The sequence below is a fragment of the Bradyrhizobium sp. T-12 genome (genome assembly GCF_058314695.1).
Genome location: NZ_CM177756.1, coordinates 7,019,641 through 7,038,418, shown reverse-complemented (window position 1 = coordinate 7,038,418; position 18,778 = coordinate 7,019,641). Strand labels below are relative to the sequence as shown.

General features: G+C 64.4%; 13 protein-coding genes. 8 read left to right on the top strand and 5 right to left on the bottom strand.

Annotated elements, in window-relative coordinates; genetic code table 11:
* The first annotated feature begins 189 nt into the window (after nucleotides 1–189).
* The 5 genes from urtE to AC0WRY_RS33570 all read left to right on the top strand — a co-directional run bounded on the left by urtE (nucleotide 190) and on the right by AC0WRY_RS33570 (nucleotide 7,014).
* Nucleotides 190–879, top strand: a complete 690-nt coding sequence (urtE, locus tag AC0WRY_RS33590) for an urea ABC transporter ATP-binding subunit UrtE (protein WP_028133834.1) — start codon at nucleotides 190–192, stop codon at nucleotides 877–879.
* Between the two features lie 28 nt (nucleotides 880–907).
* Complete coding sequence (fmdA, locus tag AC0WRY_RS33585; RefSeq protein ID WP_157285379.1) at nucleotides 908–2,137, top strand: formamidase; 1,230 nt, start codon at nucleotides 908–910, stop codon at nucleotides 2,135–2,137.
* Nucleotides 2,138–2,230: 93 nt separating this feature from the next.
* On the top strand, nucleotides 2,231–2,608 hold the full coding sequence (locus AC0WRY_RS33580) for an FmdB family zinc ribbon protein (RefSeq protein ID WP_194404992.1): 378 nt from the start codon (nucleotides 2,231–2,233) through the stop codon (nucleotides 2,606–2,608).
* A gap of 38 nt (nucleotides 2,609–2,646) precedes the next feature.
* Nucleotides 2,647–3,687, top strand: coding sequence for an aliphatic amidase (locus AC0WRY_RS33575; RefSeq protein ID WP_194404991.1), 1,041 nt, complete (start codon nucleotides 2,647–2,649; stop codon nucleotides 3,685–3,687).
* 189 nt (nucleotides 3,688–3,876) lie between these two features.
* Nucleotides 3,877–7,014 (top strand): autotransporter outer membrane beta-barrel domain-containing protein, encoded by a 3,138-nt coding sequence (locus AC0WRY_RS33570; protein WP_194404990.1) that lies wholly within the window; start codon nucleotides 3,877–3,879, stop codon nucleotides 7,012–7,014.
* A gap of 4 nt (nucleotides 7,015–7,018) precedes the next feature.
* Here AC0WRY_RS33570 and AC0WRY_RS33565 read toward each other — a convergent pair whose 3' ends face one another.
* Nucleotides 7,019–7,849: an MlaD family protein gene (locus AC0WRY_RS33565; RefSeq protein ID WP_194404989.1), complete on the bottom strand. Its 831-nt coding sequence runs from the start codon at nucleotides 7,847–7,849 to the stop codon at nucleotides 7,019–7,021.
* 153 nt (nucleotides 7,850–8,002) lie between these two features.
* The gene (locus AC0WRY_RS33560; RefSeq protein ID WP_194404988.1) at nucleotides 8,003–10,222 is read right to left on the bottom strand and encodes an acetate--CoA ligase family protein; all 2,220 of its coding nucleotides are present in this window, start codon (nucleotides 10,220–10,222) and stop codon (nucleotides 8,003–8,005) included.
* A gap of 210 nt (nucleotides 10,223–10,432) precedes the next feature.
* Here AC0WRY_RS33560 and AC0WRY_RS33555 point away from each other — a divergent pair, with 210 nt between their 5' ends.
* Nucleotides 10,433–12,082 carry a glycosyltransferase family 2 protein gene (locus AC0WRY_RS33555; RefSeq protein ID WP_194404987.1) on the top strand — a complete coding sequence of 550 codons (1,650 nt, stop codon included), beginning with the start codon at nucleotides 10,433–10,435 and terminating at the stop codon, nucleotides 12,080–12,082.
* An 11-nt stretch (nucleotides 12,083–12,093) separates the two neighbouring features.
* Here the strand turns inward: AC0WRY_RS33555 and AC0WRY_RS33550 are convergent, their stop codons facing one another.
* The 3 genes from AC0WRY_RS33550 to AC0WRY_RS33540 form a co-directional block, all read right to left on the bottom strand.
* Nucleotides 12,094–13,086, bottom strand: a complete 993-nt coding sequence (locus tag AC0WRY_RS33550) for a glycosyltransferase (protein WP_194404986.1) — start codon at nucleotides 13,084–13,086, stop codon at nucleotides 12,094–12,096.
* Between the two features lie 141 nt (nucleotides 13,087–13,227).
* Nucleotides 13,228–13,797: a class GN sortase gene (locus AC0WRY_RS33545; RefSeq protein WP_194404985.1), complete on the bottom strand. Its 570-nt coding sequence runs from the start codon at nucleotides 13,795–13,797 to the stop codon at nucleotides 13,228–13,230.
* A 170-nt stretch (nucleotides 13,798–13,967) separates the two neighbouring features.
* Nucleotides 13,968–16,229 (bottom strand): marine proteobacterial sortase target protein, encoded by a 2,262-nt coding sequence (locus AC0WRY_RS33540; protein WP_491122475.1) that lies wholly within the window; start codon nucleotides 16,227–16,229, stop codon nucleotides 13,968–13,970.
* Between the two features lie 187 nt (nucleotides 16,230–16,416).
* Between AC0WRY_RS33540 and AC0WRY_RS33535 the strand changes: the two genes are divergently transcribed.
* A complete protein-coding gene (locus AC0WRY_RS33535; protein ID WP_194404983.1) occupies nucleotides 16,417–17,187 on the top strand; it encodes a helix-turn-helix domain-containing protein in 771 nt (256 codons plus the stop codon).
* A 52-nt stretch (nucleotides 17,188–17,239) separates the two neighbouring features.
* A complete protein-coding gene (locus AC0WRY_RS33530; RefSeq protein ID WP_491122474.1) occupies nucleotides 17,240–18,751 on the top strand; it encodes a glycosyltransferase family 2 protein in 1,512 nt (503 codons plus the stop codon).
* The last annotated feature ends 27 nt before the right edge of the window (nucleotides 18,752–18,778 follow it).

Genomic DNA, 18,778 nt, shown 5'->3' with positions numbered 1-18,778 from the left:
CGGTGCACCTCTCCCCTCGTGGGAGAGGTCGGATCGCGCAGGCGATCCGGGTGAGGGGTATCTCTCCGCGAGAGAAACTGCTCCTCGCATTCGCGGATGAAGACCCCTCATCCGTCGCGGACTTCGTCCGCGCCACCTTCTCCCACAAGGGGAGAAGGAAGAAAACATATCGAGCCTAGGAGCGTATCGATGCTGGCAATTTCCGATTTGCACGTCGCCTACGGCCAGAGCGAGGTGCTGCACGGGCTCAACGTCAAGGTCGCGCCGAACGAGATCGTCGCGATCATGGGCCGCAACGGCATGGGCAAGACCACGCTGATGAAGTCGTTGATGGGCATCCTGCCCGCCAAAAGCGGCTCGGTGACCATGGACGGCGCCGAGCTCGGCAGCCTCAAGAGCTTTGAGCGCGTCGCCAAGGGCCTCGCCTACGTCCCGCAAGGCCGCATGATCTTCTCCACCATGACGGTGAAGGAGAACATCGAAACCGGCCTCGTCGTCTCCGGTGGCTCCGAGGTGCCGGGCGACATCTACGAATTGTTCCCGGTGCTGCTGGAAATGAAAGGCCGTCGCGGCGGCAATCTTTCCGGCGGCCAGCAGCAGCAGCTCGCCATCGCACGAGCGCTCGCGACCAAGCCGAAAGTCCTGCTGCTGGATGAGCCGACCGAAGGCATCCAGCCGTCGATCATCAAGGAGATGGCGCGCACCCTGAAGCGCATCCGTGACGAGAAGGGCCTCTCGATCGTCGTGTCCGAGCAGGTGCTGAGCTTCGCGCTCGACATCGCCGACCGTGTGCTGGTGATCGAGAACGGCGAGATCGTGCGTGACGATCCGCGCGACGCCGTCGATGCCGCGCAGGTCTCGAAATATCTGTCCGTCTAACCAACCGTAGTCAAAGGGGAGCATCTCGATGCCAGAGACACTGATCAAGGTCGATCTCACCAAGTCGGCCTATGAAAACGACATGGTGCATAACCGCTGGCACCCCGACATCCCGATCGTGGCCTGGGTCAATCCCGGCGACGATTTCATCATCGAGACCTATGATTGGACCGGCGGCTTCATCAAGAACAACGATTCCGCCGACGACGTGCGCGACATCGACCTGTCGATCGTCCACTTCCTGTCCGGTCCGATCGGCGTCAAAGGCGCCGAGCCCGGCGACCTGCTGGTGGTCGATCTGCTCGACGTCGGTCCGCTCAAGGAGAGCCTGTGGGGCTTCAACGGCTTCTTCTCCAAGCAGAACGGCGGCGGCTTCCTGACCGACCATTTCCCGCTGGCGCAGAAGTCGATCTGGGACATCAAGGGCCTCTACACCTCCTCCCGCCACGTGCCCGGCGTGAACTTCGCGGGTCTCATCCATCCCGGACTGATCGGCTGTCTGCCCGATCCCAAGATGCTGGAGACCTGGAACAAGCGCGAGGCCGAATTGATCTCGACCAACCCGACCCGTGTGCCTGGGCTCGCCAACCCGCCGTTCGCGCCGACTGCCCATGGCGGCCGTGCCAAGGGCGACGTCAAGGCCAAGATCGGCGCCGAAGGCGCGCGCACCGTGCCGCCGCGCGAGCATGGCGGCAATTGCGACATCAAGGATCTCTCGCGCGGCTCGAAGATCTACTTCCCGGTCTATGTGCCCGGCGCCGGTCTGTCGATGGGCGATCTTCACTTCAGCCAGGGCGACGGCGAGATCACCTTCTGCGGCGCCATCGAGATGGCCGGCTGGCTGCACCTGAAGGTCGAGGTGATCAAGGACGGTATGTCGAAATACGGTATCAAGAACCCGATCTTCAAGCCGTCGCCGATCACGCCGAACTACAAGGACTATCTGATCTTCGAAGGCATCTCGGTCGACGAGGCCGGCAAGCAGCACTATCTCGACGTCCACATCGCCTACCGTCAGGCCTGCCTCAACGCGATCGAGTATCTGAAGAAGTTCGGCTATTCCGGCGCCCAGGCCTATTCGATCCTCGGCACCGCGCCGTGCCAGGGCCACATCTCCGGCGTGGTCGACGTACCCAACGCCTGCGCCACGCTATGGCTGCCGACGGAAATCTTCGACTTCGACGTGATGCCGTCGGCGGCCGGGCCCATCAAGCACATCACCGGCGACATCCAGATGCCGATCTCGCCGGACAAATGATGCCTGTGCTCCCTCTCCCCGTTCTTGCGGGGAGAGGGTTGGGGTGAAGGGCTGTCTCCGCACATGCGGTCACTAAATGCCTAGGAATCAACAATGCCGGTCTACGAATATCTCTGTGACGATTGCGGTCCGTTCAAGGACCTCCGCCCGATGGCCGAATGCGACGATCCGCAAAGCTGCCCGCATTGCGAGACCATGGCGCCGCGGGTGATCCTGACCGCGCCGAATTTCTTCTGCATGCCGGCGGACAGGCGCAAGGCCCACGCCGTCAACGAGCGCAGCTCGCATGCGCCGCAGACCCTGGCGCAATACAAGGCCTCGCACGGCCCTGGCTGTGGCTGTTGCTCCTCGGGAAAGACAGTCAAGGACAAGGGCTCGGCGGACAGCAAGAAACCGGCACGGCTGGTGACCAAGACCAAGAGCGGCGCCAAGGGCTTTCCGACCGCGCGGCCCTGGATGATCAGCCACTAGCGAAGACCTCAAACAGACAAAAGACAGGAGCGCTCAAAATGCTTCACGGCGACATTTCCAGCAGCAACGATACGGTCGGCGTCGCGGTCGTCAATTACAAGATGCCCCGCTTGCACACCAAGGCAGAGGTGCTCGACAACGCCCGCAAGATTGCAGACATGCTGGTGGGCATGAAGGTCGGTCTACCCGGCATGGACCTCGTGATCTTCCCGGAATATTCCACGCAAGGCATCATGTACGACTCCAAGGAGATGTACGAGACGGCGTGCTCGGTGCCAGGTGAAGAGACGGCCATCTTCGCCGAGGCTTGCCGCAAGGCGAAAGTGTGGGGCGTGTTCTCGCTAACCGGCGAGCGCCACGAGGAGCATCCGCACAAGGCCCCTTACAACACCCTGATCCTGATGAACGACAAGGGCGAGATCGTGCAGAAGTACCGCAAGATCATGCCATGGGTACCGATCGAAGGCTGGTATCCCGGCAATTGCACCTATGTGTCCGAAGGCCCGAAAGGTCTCAAGGTCAGCCTGATCATCTGCGACGACGGCAATTATCCGGAGATCTGGCGTGACTGCGCCATGAAGGGCGCGGAATTGATCGTGCGCTGCCAGGGCTACATGTATCCGGCCAAGGAGCAGCAGGTCATGATTTCCAAGGCTATGGCGTGGGCCAATAACGTCTATGTCGCGGTCGCCAACGCCGCCGGCTTCGACGGCGTCTATTCCTATTTCGGCCACTCCGCGATCATCGGCTTCGACGGCCGCACGCTCGGTGAATGCGGCGAGGAGGATTACGGCATCCAGTACGCGCAGCTCTCGAAACACCTGATCCGCGACGCGCGCCGCAACGGCCAGTCGCAGAACCATCTCTACAAGCTGGTCCACCGCGGCTACACCGGCATGATCAATTCCGGCGACAGCCCGCGCGGAGTTGCGGCATGCCCGTATGATTTCTACAAGAACTGGATCAAGGATCCCGAAGGCACGCGGGACATGGTCGAGGCGATGACCCGCGCGACGCCAGGGACCGCGGAATGCCCGATCGACGGCATCCCGAATGAAGCGGCGGCCACCAATTACTGAGCCATTGCGACCCGGCTTCATGCGCCAAATGGGAATTTGGCCCTGCAAACCGTGTCCCGGTTGCAACATGACCGCCGGATTCTGCCTCGGTTGTGGGTCAAACGGACGCATTCCGATGGCGCCGTAGTTCTACGGAGCCTTCTCATGGCCTAAGTTCCCGCGGAACTGGCGGGGAAGCGAGGGCGTAACGTGAGGGGCGAGGGGCTATCGAGGCGGCAGGATCGACTGCGCCGGCGCGGTGCCGCGTTGCTCGTCGGCGCATCTGCGTTCGTTTTGGGATTCAGCCTGTGCGCATCGCCGGCGAAGGCGACTTGCACACCAGATCCGGCCACGAGCGGCCAGACCGTCACCTGTAGCGGCACCGATACCGACGGCTTTCAGGCCGGGGCCGGCGTCGATGCTCTCAATGTCAACGTGCTCTCAGGCGCAGCGGTGAACGACAACGGCGCGGTCTCGATCGGCGTCAACGATTTCAGCACCGTCACCAACAACGGCACCGTGTCGGCAGGCTCGGGCCTCACCGGCATTGCCGTTGGAAATTCCAACACCGTGATCAACAACAGCACCATCACGGTGCTCGACAACGGACTCGGCATCCAGGCGATCGATCACAACGTCATCACCAATGCCGGAACGATCACGACGGGCGACAGCGGCGCTGCGATCTCGGTCGGTGACAGCAACACCGTCACCAACGGCGGTGCGCTGGCGGTCGGCGGGTCAGGTGCGGGCGTCTTCGCCGGCCAGAACAACACGATCACCAACTCTGCGACCGGCACGATCACGGGCGGCGACGGTGCAAGCGGCATTTTTGCGTTCGGCAGTGCAATCATCACCAATGCCGGCGCGATCACGGTCGGCGATTCCGCCGGATTCTCCGGCGGCATTCTGGCGATCAGTGACAACAACACGATCACCAACACCGCCACCGGCACGATCACGGTCGGGCAGAACGCCGCCGGCATCTTCCTGCAAGGCGACTTCCAGACTGTCAGCAATCTCGGCACGATCACGGCCGGAGATTTTGGCGTCGGCATCGCCGTGCTGGGCGACGACTCGAAAGTCACCAACGGCGGCACGATCACGGTCGGGGGCAGCGGGACGGCCGGCATTTCGTTGCAGGGTGACCGGGCCACGATCAGCCAAAGCGGCGCGATCAATGTCGGGCTGGGCGGGGTGGCCATCGCCTATACCGGCTCGTCCTCAACGATAACCAACAGCGGGCAGATCACGGGCGCCGACTTTGTCGAAGGCATCTTCGTTGTCGGCGATTCCAACATCGTCACCAACACGGGCAAGATCACCGTCGGCGACGCCGGTGTCGGTATCGACGTCAGCTCCTTCAGCACGACCAACCAGATCGTCAACACCGGCACCATCACCGTCGGCGCCAACGGCACGGGTATCATGCTGAGTGGCGGCGGTAGCGTCTTCAACTCCGGCACCATCGATGCCGGCGCGGCCGGTGCCATCGCGATCGATTTCTGCGGATGCGGCAGCAACACGCTCACCCTCGGCCCCGGTAGCGTCATCAACGGCCAGGTTCTGGCATCCGGAACCGACACCTTCCAGCTCGGCGGCACCGGCAAGGATACGTTCAATCTCGACCTGATCGGCGTTGGCCTCCAGTACGACGGGTTCTCGACCTTCAACAAGGTAGACAGCTCGACCTGGACCGTGACCGGCACCGGCAATCAGGACTGGAACGTGCTCGGCGGCACGCTGATGCTCGCCGGCACCATCAACGGCACCGTGTCCGTCGCCACCGGCGGTACCTTCGGTGGCGTCGGCACGGTCAGCACGATCACCGTGAATGGCGGCACACTGGCGCCAGGCAATCCGACCGGGACGCTCACCGTGTCCGGCGACCTCTCGTTCACGAGCGCGTCGAGCTACATGGTGCAGGTCTCGGGCGCGAGCAACGGCCTGGCGGTCGTCGCGGGCACGGCGACGCTTGGCGGCGCCACCGTCGTCGTGGTTCCGACCGGATCGATCGCGAAGCACTACACGATCCTCAGCGCGGGGACGCTGCCCGATGCGTTCAATCCCGTGGTCGCGGGGCTATCGCCGAACCTGCATGCGACGCTGAGCTATGGCCTCAACAATGTCGACCTTGATCTCGCGCTCGGCTATGGCGGCGGCCTCAACATCAATCAACAGAACGTCGCCAATGTGCTGACGGACTATTTCAACCGCGCCGGCGGCCTTCCCGTGGCGCTCGCCAATCTCTCGCCGGCCGGCCTCACACAGGCTTCCGGCGAATCGGGCACCGGCTCGCAGCAGACGACCTTCAACGCGATGAACCTGTTCATCAGTCTGCTGACGGACGTGTTCGGCACGGGGCGCAGCGGTGCACCCGGCGCGACTCCGTATGCGGACGACGCGAGCGCGAATGCCTATGCCGCAACTGGCAGGAACGCTCGCGACAAGACCACGCGCGATGCCTTCGCTTCGATCTACCGCAAAGCACCGGTTGCGACGTTCGAGCAGCGCTGGGACGTGTGGGCGGCCGGCTATGGCGGGTCGCAGACCACCGACGGCAACACCGGCCTCGGCTCCAACACCACCAGCAGCAGCGTCTATGGCACCGCCGTCGGCCTCGATTACCGCTTCTCGCCGTCGACGATCGCCGGGTTTGCACTTGCGGGCGGCGGCACCGGCTTCAACGTCAACGGGCTCGGCTGGGGCCGCTCCGACCTGTTCCAGGCCGGCGCCTTCGTTCGTCACACGGCGGGGCCTGCCTATGTGACGGCCGCGCTGGCCTACGGCTGGCAGGACGTCACGACAAACCGCATCGTCACCGCTGCCGGCGTCGATCAGTTGCGTGCGCAGTTCAACGCCAACGCGCTGTCGGGCCGTATCGAGGGCGGCTATCGCCATGCCTCGCAGTGGATCGGCCTCACGCCCTATGCGGCGGTGCAGGCCACCATGTTCAGCCTTCCTAGCTACTCGGAGTTCGCGGTGGTCGGCAGCAATGTCTTCGCGCTGAACTATGCCGCCAAGGACGTGACCAGCACCCGCACCGAGCTCGGCCTGCGCGCGGACAAGTCATTCGCCGCAGCCGGCGGCCTGATGACCCTGCGCGGCCGCGTCGCCTGGGCGCATGACTACGATCCGGATCGCATCGTCGGCGCGGTCTTCCAAACGTTGCCGGGATCGGCGTTCGTCGTGAACGGTGCCGCCCAGGCGCGCGATTCCGCGCTGACCACGGCGGCGGTGCAGATGAACTGGATGAACGGCTGGTCTGCGTCGGCGACCTTCGAAGGCGAGTTCTCGAACGTCTCCCGCTCCTACGCCGGCAAGGGCGTCGTCCGCTACGCTTGGTAGGGATCTATCGCTTCGGCTGCGGAGGCTTGCGCGGTGGGCGCGGGGCCGCGGCAGGCGTCGATATCCCGCTCATCTTGTTGGCGGCTTCGCTGACGTCGAGCAGCGAGCGGCGGATGTCCTCGAGATAGCCGGCCGACTTCTTCTTCATGGTGTTGGCAAGCTCGTGCAGTCCCTTGATCTTCTCGAACAGCTCGTCGGCCTTGCCGTCGACGAAGCCGGGCACCACGCCCTCGATCTTCGTGACCGCCTTGTCGAAGCCCGCGAAGGCGCTGTCGACCTTGGCCATGACGGAATCGATCTCGCTGCCCTTGCTGCGGAGATCGGCGGTGTAATCCTCGAACGTGCGCAGGCCTTCCTTGATGGCGGGAGCATTGCTGACGATCGTGCGGTCGACGCTATGGAGCGTCTCGACGATGGATTCTGCGTCGCTGAGATCGGCAGTCAGGACAGGGACGCCGTCCGAGTCCAGCGGCACCGGTGGCGCGGAGGGAGCGCCTCCGATCAGGGAGATCGCGGCGACGCCGGTGAGGCCCTGGAACTCGATGCCAGCCACGGTGTCCTTGCGGATCGGCGCGGTGTTGTCGAGCATCACCAGCGCCACGATTCTGCGCGGGCTATCCAGCTTGATCGACAGGATCTGGCCTGCCGGGACACCGTCGAAATTGACCGGCCCGCCGCGGCGCAGGCCGCTGGCGGACCCGCCCTCGAACACCACGCGCAGCTGGCTGCGGCTCTGGATGGTGCGCCATTTCTGCACGCCGAGCACGCCGCCGAACGCCACGGCGATCACCGCCAGCGTCGCCGTTCCGATCACCAGATTGCTCGCACGTGCCATACGGGAAGGTTTTACGGCCAAAGCAGGGAAGTTGGAAGGAGCCCGCGATGTTACGTAGGGCGGGTTAGCGAAGCGTAACCCGCCGTTCTCGCCTCTAGCCGTGCAAGCTGGCGGATTGCGCTGGCGCTAATCCGCCCTACGGGCTACGGCGCCTCAATGTCCTGCCGCGCGCTTTGCCGCAGCATTGTTCAGCACGATCAGGGCATCGACGGCGACGCCCGTCTTGGCGTTGATCAGGAACGGGTTGATGTCGATCGAGGCGATCCGGTCGCCGGCATCCGCGATCAAATTGGACAAGCCGACCAGCGCCCTCACCGCGGAGGCTTCGTGCAGGGCCGGCTTGCCGCGATAGCCGCGCATCTTGATTCCGGCCTTGGTCCGGCCGATCAGGAGCCGGGCCTCGGCCTCGTCCAAGGGCGCGCCGGCGAGCGCAACGTCTTTCATCAGCTCGATGTCGATGCCGCCGGTGCCGAACAGCACGACAGGCCCCATCTCGGCATCCAGCGAGGCGCCGACCACGAGCTCGAGCTCGGCCTTGACCTGCTGCGCGATCAGGATGCCGTCGAGCCTGGGTTTACCCTTCAGCTTCGCGACCCGTGCCGTGATGTCGGCGAACGCCTTCTTCACCTCGGCCGGACTATTCAGGTTCAACACCACGCCGCCGATGTCCGATTTGTGCAGGATCTCCGCGCTGACGACTTTTGCTACGACCGGAAAGCCGATCTGCTTGGCGATCTTCACCGCCTCCGCCGCCGTCTGAGCGATCGCCTCCTTCGAGATCGGGATGCCATAGGCCTTCAGGAGCTTCTTCGAGGCGACCTCGTCGAGCGCGGCGCCGCTCGCCGATTTGAGCGCCTTCTCCAGCACGGCGCGCGCGGCAGGCTTCGAGCTCGAGACGATATCGGGCACCTCCTTGCGCAGCTTGGCGTAGTCGAGCAGCGATTTGATCGCGGTCACCGCCCGGTCCATGCCCTGCATCACCGCGAGATGCGGCAGCGATTTGCGCAAGGTTTTGGTGAACTCGGTGAAGCCGATGGACATCGCGCTGATGTAGATCACCGGCTTGCCGCCCTCGCGCGCCATCTCGTCGACGATGCGTAGATTGCGTTCGCGCAGCTCATGCGGCGCCTTGGGTAGCTCGGCATCGACGATGACGATGTCGATATCGGGGTCGTCGATCATCAGCTTGATCGACTTCATGTAAACGGAGGGATCGACCACCGCGGCAAAGCCGGCATCGAGCGGATTGCCGACGATCGAGCCCGGTCCGAGCATTTTGGCCAGTTCGGAGCCGACATGCGGGCTAAGCGGCGCGAAGTTCAGGCCTTCCTTGTAGAAGGCATCGAGCAGCATGCCGCGCTTGCCCCCCGACAGCGTAACGGCGGCGAGGCGGTTGCCTTTGGGCACCGCCGCGTGAACGAAGCATTCGGTGGTCTCTATCAGCTCGTCGAGCCCGCCGACCCGGATCACCCCTTCGCGCGTCGCAACGGCGTCGAACGTCTCGATCGAGCCCGCGAGCGCGCCGGTGTGTGCCATCGCCGCAGCACGGCCGCCCTCGGAGGCGCCGAGCTTGAGCGCGATCACGGGCTTGCTCGCGGCGCGCGCCGCCTTGCAGGCATCGCGGAACGCCTTGGTGTTGCGCACGCCCTCGAGGTAGACGACGATCACCTTGATGCTCGGATCCTCGGCGAAATAGCGCATCAGGTCCGGCGTCTCGAGTCCGGCCTCGTTGCCGGTCGTTACCATATAGCCGACACCGACACCCCGATCTTCCAGCGCCTGACGAATCGCCATGACGATGGCGCCGGACTGCCCGGCGATGGCCACCGCGCCCTGTTCCATGGTCACGACACGGTCGTCGATATTGGTGAAGAGCTTCTCGCCGGCGCTGAGATTGCCGAGGCAGTTCGGGCCCGTGACCGCAAGTCCTGTCTCGCGCACGGCCGTCTGCAATTCGGCGGCGAGCTTCTGGCTTTCCTCGTCCTGCAACTCGCTGAAGCCGGAGGTGACGATGGTGGCCGACCGCGCGCCGGCCGCTGCGGCGTCGCGGATCACCTGCACGGCAAAGCGCGCCGGCACCAGCACCAGAACGTGATCGGGCTTTTCAGGGAGGCTCGCAAAGTCCTTGAAGCAGGGGACCCCCCAGATGGTCTCGCGCTTGGCGTTGACCGGATAGAGGCCGCCCTCGTAGCCGTACTTGACCAGGTTATTCCAGATGCGTTCGGCGTAATTGCCGGGCTTGTCGGTTGCGCCCACCAGCACGATGTTGAGCGGGTGCAGCATGGCGTGGATGCCCTTGACGATGTCTCCGGCGTCGGGCGATGGAGACCATGGGCGTTGTGACACCGATGCAGCCGGCACTTGAGCTTCCATGCGCGTTCCTCGCCTCTTGTTCTTGTTGCAATGCGCTGTCGTGCGCCGGTCTGGTGCCTGATCGTGACGGGCTCCATGCCGCGAGGCGGAATGGCAAGCCTTGACGACAAGACTTGTCGATGAGGCTAGCATCACGAGACTTTTGGCGAAAGTGCGAACGACCAGGCAAGATGCTACGCAATCGTAGCGCTCATTCTCTCTTTGGTGATCATGCCGCTGCTGTCCATCGTGATACCGACGCTCGATCGTCCCGACACGCTTCGCCACGCGCTCGCGACCATGGCGTGCCAGCCTGCGCAAGCAGATTGCGAGTTCATCGTTCAGAACAATGGCGGCAACCCCGCTATCGCGAAGATGGTCGCAGACCTCCAGGACGAGCGCTTCAAATATTTTGCCAGCGACACCGTCCTGACCATGACCGACAATTGGGAGGCGGCGCTCGGCCGTGCCTCGGGCGAGTACATCACCTTCCTCGGCGATGACGACGGGCTGATGCCCTATGCATGTGCCACGGCATCGGACATGCTCTCCAGCCGACAGATCGATCTCCTGAGCTGGAGCGCCTACAGCTACTACTGGCCGGGCTATTACCACCCGGCGTTCCGCAACCGGTTGCTGGCCGAGATCGACCTGACCTCGTCGGCAAAGCGCGTCCCGTCGCGCGGCGAGCTCGTGCGCGTCTTCGGCTTCCAGGCGCACTATGCGCATCTGCCGATGATCTACAATTCCTTCGTCCGCCGCAGCGTCATCGATCGGATGCGTGCAATCGGCGGCCGCTACTTCATCGGCCTCTCGCCGGATGTGGCGTCCGGCATCGCCAACGCTGCGCTGACGGACAGTTTCGTCCGGCTGTCGCGGCCGCTGAGCATGGCCGGATTTTCGCAGCACAGCACCGGCCACGCGCTGTTCTTCGAGACCACCGACCTGCTCGAAACGCCGCGCGGGGCGCGCGATTTCGGACCCGTTGACGGCGATCCGGAGCTCCCCGATCTCAACGCGCTCCAGCTCTTCATCGCCTGGGACATGCTCGTCCTCAAACGTCTGCTGCTGGCGGATGACGACGACGTGCGGCTCGACTTCAAGGCGCTGGCACAGGCGCTCGCGACCGACATCAATAACCGCCCGCCCTTGTATGACAGGACCGTGCGGACCATCGGCGAACTCGCCCGTACGCACGGGTTCGACGTCGCTGACATCGTCATCCCCGCCCGCCTTGCGGATCGGCCGCCACCACCCGGCCAGCGTGTCCGCGTCACCGGACAGAACCATGTGGTTTACGAGCTGGACGGTTCCGTGCTCGGGCTCAATTCGATCGCGGATGCCGTGCGTGTGATCGCGCAATTCGTTCCGGATCAGGAGCCGTTCGATCCGGCTGCGCTGGAGGCCCCGGTGTCCGCGCCCGTCCTCGGCGCCGAGCAGCTCGAATTCGCGCGTGGTGGTGCTGGCGTCGCTGCGTTGATCGAGGGATGGAGCGAGCCGGAGCAATGGGGCACCTGGTCCGTCGCCAGGAATTGCGTGCTCCGCTTCGCCGTCCACCCCGTTCCGTCTCGACCGGTCGCGCTCGTGCTGGCGTGCCGGGCGTTCGTCTCCGACGGAAATCCACAACTGCACGCGGTTTGCCGCGTCGGCAACGGCGTGCAGCAGCAATTGACGTTTTCGAAAGAGGCCTTCGCGGGCCAGCGCAGGTTGATGCTCGATCCCGCCGCGATTGCCGCCGACGGGACGCTGACCATCAGCCTGTCGCTCTCCGATCCGCGCTCGCCCGCCGATCTCGGATTGAGCTTCGACGCGCGACCGCTCGGCATCGGCCTCGAGCGGATCTGGCTCGATGACGATGTCGGTGCGTCAGGAGGGCGCTGATCTCCGCGGGCTCAGTACCTCAGCAGGCTCAGCTTGTGGGCGTAGTGGAAGACGAGCTGCCGCGTGAGATACGGTGCGATGGCGCGGCGGATCTGCATTTGTGTCGGATCGAAGCCGAGAACGCGCCGCCGCAAGATGCCCATCTCCCGGACGCCGATCGCATAGGTTGATGCCGTCTTCTGGGCGTCATGGATTCGGAAGCAGGCGAGAAATCGCGGCAGCCGCACGAACTTGAATCCTGCGGCCTGTGCCCGCAGGATGAAGTCCCAATCCATCGCATAGTGGAAGCTCTCATCGAGCGGCCCGATCCTGTCCCACACGCGCCTGCGCCAGAACATCGTCTCCTGCGGGATGTAGTCGGCATATTGCAGCGCGCGTCCGTCATGGGGCGGCAGCACGGCGCGGCCGACCTCGAGCCCCTCGCGATCGACGAAGACGCGATGGCCGTAGACGACGTCGACATGCGGGTGCGACGTGAAATAATTGGCGACATAGGCGAGCGTCCCGGGCAGCAGCATGTCGTCGCTGTTGAGATAAGCCATGATCTCGCTGTCGACGCCGGCGAAGCCGAGATTGATGGCGTTCGACTGCCCGTTGTCAGGTTCGCTCTTCCAGCTGATGCTCACGCCGCAACGCTTCAGGAGATCCGTCGTGCCGTCGATCGAGGCGCCGTCCTGAACGTGATAATGCAGGTTCGGGTAGTTCTGACCGACGATGCTCTCGATCGTGGCCCCGAGATATTGCGCCTGGTTGTAGCTCGGCGTGACCATCGCGATCCGCGGTGCATTCTCGGGAATCGAGGGTGCTGGCGGAAAAGACGTCAGATTGAGCAGGCGCGGCGGATATTGCTCGAAGGTCCAGATCGGCGGCCGCCGCCACAGGCTCCGGAGCGAGGACCGTCTCTGCCCGGCGGCGATGAGATCCTGGTTCCTTTCCAGGAGCGCGACGCGATTTTCGAGCTGCTCCAATCGCTGTTCGAGGCGCTGCCTGAACTCGTCGTCCATTATCGCTCTTTCAGAAATCGCAACGTACAAAAATCAATGGGCTAATCTTACAGCGCTCCGGGCGGTGGCGCCAGAAGCCCGGGCCTGTCCGGCGTGATTTGGGAGGTTCGATCGATCCCGGACGGACCTGATTGCGAACGGCTATTCACCTGTTTCGATCAAGGTGGCATGCAGGACATAGCGCTCCGGGCCGGATGTGACGGCGTCGAACGGCCAGCAGGTTGCAAGCGCGAGCTCTCTACTCTGCGTTGAAGGATCGATGCTCGGCGCGTCGGAACGGACAACGTCCGCATGATCCGCCCGGTAGCGGTACTGCTTGCCATCGCGGCGGGTGATCTCAATGACGTCTCCGATGGCAACGTTCCGCAAGAAGCGGAAATGTGTGTCACGATGTGCTGCGTATACGGCAACTCCGCGTTCGCCGGCGTCAGCCGTTTGGGGGATATGGCCTGGTCCGAAAGCAAGTGCCTGGCCGCTGACACCTTCCAGCACGATTGCGCTGGCGCCGATCCGCTTCACCTCGATCCGGGCCACCGGCCAGGTGTCGGCCCATGACCACGGCTTGATCATTTCGCCGGTCGCAAGGCTTCTGTCGAAGGCGCGCTCCAGCAGCACTTGCGCGAGCCACGCCTTGGCATGGATGTAGGTGCCGTCACCGAACAGGATGAGGCCGATCAGGGCGAGAACCAGAGGAGATAGCAGGCGGGGCATTGTGTTTCCCTTCCGTCATTGCGAGCGACGCGAAGCTGTCCCCTGAGCGGCAGCCTGGATTGCTTCGTCGCTTCGCTGCTCGCAATGACGTTGAGAAAAAGGCGCGCGGGGCCGTTGGGTACGGGACGGGCGACCGCGCGCGCTAACAGAGGAGTCGGGGTGCTCCTCTCTCAAGCGGCGTTGGTGAGCAAGAGCCGACGCCGGTTGAACACGAACAGCAACAAGGCGAGCACGATCAGGACGAAGCCTCCGATCATCTTCAGCTCGGCCGAGGTTGCCGTCTTGGGCAGACGGATCGCGTCGGGCGCTGCAGGCGTCGCGCGCCGCGTCGACGGTGATGTGCTCGCATCGGCGTGGCGTTCACGCAGCAGCGGCGGGATCTGCGGCCGTTCGCCAAACACCTTCTCGAAATCCCAACCGGCCGGCAGGTTGATCGGCAATTCGCTGAGCTTGAGCGGCGCGCCTTCGGGGCGGCTCGGCGTCTTGTCGACGGCGACAAGGCTGGTCAGGCGCGTGACGATCTGATGGTCGAGCGCCAGCGTCAGGATCGCCTTGTCGGCCGCCTCAGGCGCGAGCTCCCGCATGGCGCGTGCCACTTCGGCGTCACCGATCTTGCGCTTGGCCCAGAGTTTCGACAGGCCCTTGCCTTCGGCGGCATTTTGCAGCGGCAGCGTCACCGACCACGGACGGTCGCCGACGCGTCCCCTGATCTCGAGCGAGCCTGCGAGCTTGTCGAGCCTAGCCGCCAGCACCAGCGGCTCGTCGCGACAGACGTCGGGGATGATCGCCGGGGTAACGTCGGCCGTGGCCTCGGAGAATTTTGCGGTGAGGCCGGTCACGGCCGGGTTTTCCAGCTTGGCGAACAAGCCGCGCATGCGCTCCTCGACCTGCTCGACCGAACCGATATGGGTGAAGGCCCCACGGCCGAGCTCGGCGGCGCGGGTCATCAGATAGGTGTTGGGCGCCGACCCGATGCCGACCATGAAGACCCGCGAGCGGCCGCGCATCGCCGTGATCGTTTCGAACAATTGCTGCTCGTTGCCGATTGCGCCGTCGGTCAGGAATACGACCTGCCGGACCATGCCGGTGTCGCCGAGCTTGTCGGCCAGCGCGGCGCGCATCGCCGGCACCATCTCGGTGCCGCCGCGCGCCTGCAAAGCGCTCACGAACGAGGTCGCCTCGCCGACATGCGCAGCATCCGCCGGCACGGACGCGGGAAACAGCATGTCCATGGTGTCGTCGAAGCGAATGACGTTGAAGCGGTCGGCCGGCTGGAGGCGGGAGAGCGCGTAAGTGAGGCTCGCCTTGGCCTGGACGATCGACGTGCCGCCCATCGACCCCGAATTGTCGATCACGAACACGACCTCACGCGGCAGCGGCTTTTGCGCTGTCTGCTCGGCGCGCGGCGGGGTGACGAAGGCAAGCAAATAATCGGCATCGCTGATATGTTCGCGGAACAAGCCGACCGACGGCGCCTTCTCGGCGGCAGGCTTCCAGGTCAGCTCGAAGTCGCGGTCGGCTGGGACGACGCCGTCGGCGAGCGTGACGACGCGCGTCGTGCTGTCCGGGCTCTCGATCGTGACCTTATGGTGGTGGCTCGCGACCTCGCCAAGCGCAAAGCCGGCCTTCAGGCGCACCGTGATGCCGGTCGGATTGACCGGCGCAGACTTGGCGGGGTCCAGCACAGGCGGCGAGATGCGGTCACGGTCTGCGACCGGGTCCGACGTCGCCGCGCCCCAACCCGACCCGTCCTTGCGGAAGTCGACGCTCTGGACGATCGGCGCCGGATTGTAGCGGGGTCCGACCACCAGCGGCAGGCGGAGCGAATATTCGTTGCCGGATTGATGGACAGGCTCCTGATATTCGATCTGCACCAGCACGGTTTCGCCGGGGCCGATATTGGCAACCGAATTAGTGAAGATGTTCGGCCGTTCCTGCTCGGTGAGCGCGGCCCTCTGACCGGCGCGGCGCGCCTCTTCGTAGATCACGCGTGCCTGCTGCCGCTCCTTGATGTCTCCCACGATGACGCGATCGCCGACCACCATCTTCAGCGTATCGACGGCGCCGCCGGTCGCGAGCGGGTAGACATAGGTTGCCTCGACCCAATCCTGGGTCGGGTTACGGAAAACCTGAGTGATCCGGGCGCGCAAGGTCGGGCCGGAAACGGTGATGTCGACGTCGATGCCGAGGCGGATCGCCTCGGTGTAAGCGCCGTCGTCCTTCAGGAGCAGGCTTCCGGACTTGGCCTCGCCGGGCTGGAGCAGGCTGGCCTGCTCGGTCGTTGCCGACCAGCTCGTCCCGAAGCTGACGAGCAGCGCTACGAACGCCATCAGCATCACCGCGATGCCCTGCGCGAGAAGAAACAATCCGAGCTTGATCAGCCCCTTCAACAGGGGGTGCTCTTCGTTGTCGGCTGCGTCGTAGGTGTCCATTGACCTGCTCCCGAAAGGACGTTTGCTGGCTCCGAGCATTCGCCGGGAGGGGCCGATGTCGCGAGCAGAATGATCGGCAATGTTCCGCCACGCCCGGCCGGGTGCGCCGTGCCCGAGGGGGCCATGTGCGGTTTTGTGCTGGTTTGTCCGGCCTGCTAGAATGGCCGTGCTGGAAGCGGGGCCCACGATGCAGATGCAGGACAAACTGACCGACAGGCAGCTTTCGGACGAGCAGAGCCGCGAGATCGCCGAGACCATTCGCGAGGAGCTCGCCAGGCGCCGGATCTCCCGGCAGACGCTGGCCGAGCAGGCCAAGCTCAGCCTGTCGACGCTGGAGAAGGTGCTCGGCGGGCGGCGGCCGTTCACGCTGGCGACGACGGTCCGGCTGGAGCAGGCGCTGGGCGTCTCCTTGCGCAAAAATCCCGTCGTGCTGGCGCCTCAGCCCGCCAGCGATGTCGCTCCCGACAGTCTCGGCTCCTACGCGCATCGCGCCGTGACCTGGCTCGAGGACGTCTACATCACGTTGCGGCCGTCCTTCGGTGACAAGGATGCGATTTTCGCCTACCGCACCGAGATTGTCTGGGAGCCGAAGGTCTCGTCACTGGTCTTCCGCGAGGGCGATCGGACCGATGCCGCTTACGAGCATACCGGTGAGGTCGCCGTTCCCCATCAGTCCGGCTTCATCTACCTCGTCATCATCAAGCACGGCCAGCATCGCGTGATCACGGTGTCGCGGCCGACGGTCGCCGGCGAGATGTACGGCATCATCTCGACGCTGCGTGCAGGCCCGGGTTCGCAGCTCACACCGATCGCGGCGCCGATCGCCTACGTGCCCCTCAGGAACATCCCCCAGCCGTCCCTGGGGCGGGTTGCGCCCGATGATGCCAACCATGCCCTGTATCGAAAGCATCTGCGCCGCACGGTTGATGAATCCTTTGCGCTGTTTTTGACGCTATAGTCCGCGAGAAATAGTCCTGCTGCGGCTTCGCATGTGTCTATAAGGATCTGCCATGCAGGACGCGCCCGCGCGAAACGACGGCGGAACTCCGCTGTTCTCCATCATCATCCCGCTCGAATATCACCGCGGGCAATGGGAGCAGTCCTGGCTCGGCTGGACCTCGCAGACCGCGGACAAATCGCTCTACGAAATCATTCTGGTCGTGCCGCCGGATTTCAAGACGCGAGAGGAGTTGGAGGCGCTGGCCGCCGACAAGGCCCGTATCGAGTTCACCGAGTCCGAACATGACATCGGGCTGTGCGCATTCGGCGCCACCAAAGCCCGCGGCCGCTATCTGTTCTTCACCGAATCGCACTGCTGGCCAGAGCCCAACGTGATCGAGCTGTGCATCCGCGCCATCGAGGCGCATCCCGACTGGGCCGGCTTTTCCTGCCATTCGGTCCCGATCTGCCACAACCGGTTGTCGGTGGCAGAGGCCGCCATGTACCAGGCCGACATCGAGTTCGGCATGAAGCAGCATCCCTGGCGCAAAGTGCTCGATCAGTGCTTCGTGACGCGGCGTGACGTCTACTGGGAATGCGGCGGCCTGCGCGAGGAGCTCGGCCACTTCGCCGAATGGGTGCTGGCTGCGGCGTATCACGCGCGAGGCTATGCCATTGGTTATCTGGAAGAGGCGCGCTTCCATCATTATTACATCGGCGAGATCGGCGAGCTGAAGACGTTCACGCTCGATTTCGTGCAGGGCGAGATCCGCTATCTCGGCGAGGCGCGCCGCGATCCCGGCAGCGAGCTGCTCGACGTGCCGGTCGAGTGGAGCGAGCGGGACAAAAGCGATGCTTCGCTCGCTCGCCACGCATTGAACGCGCTCTTGCGTTACAGCCTTGCGGGCCGAGGCTGGAAGCGGCCCGACGAGAAGCTGCGCGCCTTCCGTCGCTGGGTGGCGCCGGCGCTGCTCGGCGATCTTCCCGCGCGCGTCTCCGCGCGGCTGGCGGCATCAGGAGCGCGCGCCGTGCTGTCCCTCTTGACGATCGTCGGGGCGAGCAACGCGATCGAGCGATGGCTGAGGCGGTACATCGCCTCGCTGATCCGGCTTCAGAGGCTCGACTGCATTCATCGCCTCAAACAGGTTCCCATTCCCACTGCCGGCCCGCTTGGCGAACATGTCATTGCACAAGTGGGATTCCACGAGGTGGAGGTGTCGGCTGGTCACACCTTCCGTTGGAGCGAGCCGCAGGCTGCCGTTCGCATCAACGGACGTCCCGGCCGCAACACGGTCTGCATTCGAAGTCCCGCTCTCCGTGCCTCGCTGGGGAGGATCGGCGCGTATTTCTATCTCGATGGCGCGCGCGTCGATCCGGCCGCGATCGTGATCGGTCGTGACAGCTACACGCTGGAGCTCGATCTGCCGTCATCCGGCACGGCGATCCTTGCATGGATATGCCCGCCATTCAGTGGTAGCGGCGATGCGCGCCATCTCGGTCTGGCCGTGGTGTCGATCGACCTGGAACGGAAGCGCGAGCCGGGCGGTGCAAATCCCTTTCCTGCGGCCATCGCGACGGGATGAAGGATTTGTCGGTTCGCCGGCAAGAAG

What these genes read in the sequence shown, in the direction of transcription:
- fmdA (WP_157285379.1), top strand. Translation starts at nt 908, where the DNA reads ATGCCAGAGACACTGATCAAGGTCGATCTCACCAAGTCGGCCTATGAA.
- AC0WRY_RS33535 (WP_194404983.1), top strand. Translation starts at nt 16,417, where the DNA reads ATGCAGATGCAGGACAAACTGACCGACAGGCAGCTTTCGGACGAGCAG.
- AC0WRY_RS33540 (WP_491122475.1), bottom strand. Translation starts at nt 16,229, where the DNA reads ATGGACACCTACGACGCAGCCGACAACGAAGAGCACCCCCTGTTGAAG.
- urtE (WP_028133834.1), top strand. Translation starts at nt 190, where the DNA reads ATGCTGGCAATTTCCGATTTGCACGTCGCCTACGGCCAGAGCGAGGTG.
- AC0WRY_RS33575 (WP_194404991.1), top strand. Translation starts at nt 2,647, where the DNA reads ATGCTTCACGGCGACATTTCCAGCAGCAACGATACGGTCGGCGTCGCG.
- AC0WRY_RS33530 (WP_491122474.1), top strand. Translation starts at nt 17,240, where the DNA reads ATGCAGGACGCGCCCGCGCGAAACGACGGCGGAACTCCGCTGTTCTCC.
- AC0WRY_RS33580 (WP_194404992.1), top strand. Translation starts at nt 2,231, where the DNA reads ATGCCGGTCTACGAATATCTCTGTGACGATTGCGGTCCGTTCAAGGAC.
- AC0WRY_RS33565 (WP_194404989.1), bottom strand. Translation starts at nt 7,849, where the DNA reads ATGGCACGTGCGAGCAATCTGGTGATCGGAACGGCGACGCTGGCGGTG.
- AC0WRY_RS33555 (WP_194404987.1), top strand. Translation starts at nt 10,433, where the DNA reads ATGCCGCTGCTGTCCATCGTGATACCGACGCTCGATCGTCCCGACACG.
- AC0WRY_RS33550 (WP_194404986.1), bottom strand. Translation starts at nt 13,086, where the DNA reads ATGGACGACGAGTTCAGGCAGCGCCTCGAACAGCGATTGGAGCAGCTC.
- AC0WRY_RS33545 (WP_194404985.1), bottom strand. Translation starts at nt 13,797, where the DNA reads ATGCCCCGCCTGCTATCTCCTCTGGTTCTCGCCCTGATCGGCCTCATC.
- AC0WRY_RS33560 (WP_194404988.1), bottom strand. Translation starts at nt 10,222, where the DNA reads ATGGAAGCTCAAGTGCCGGCTGCATCGGTGTCACAACGCCCATGGTCT.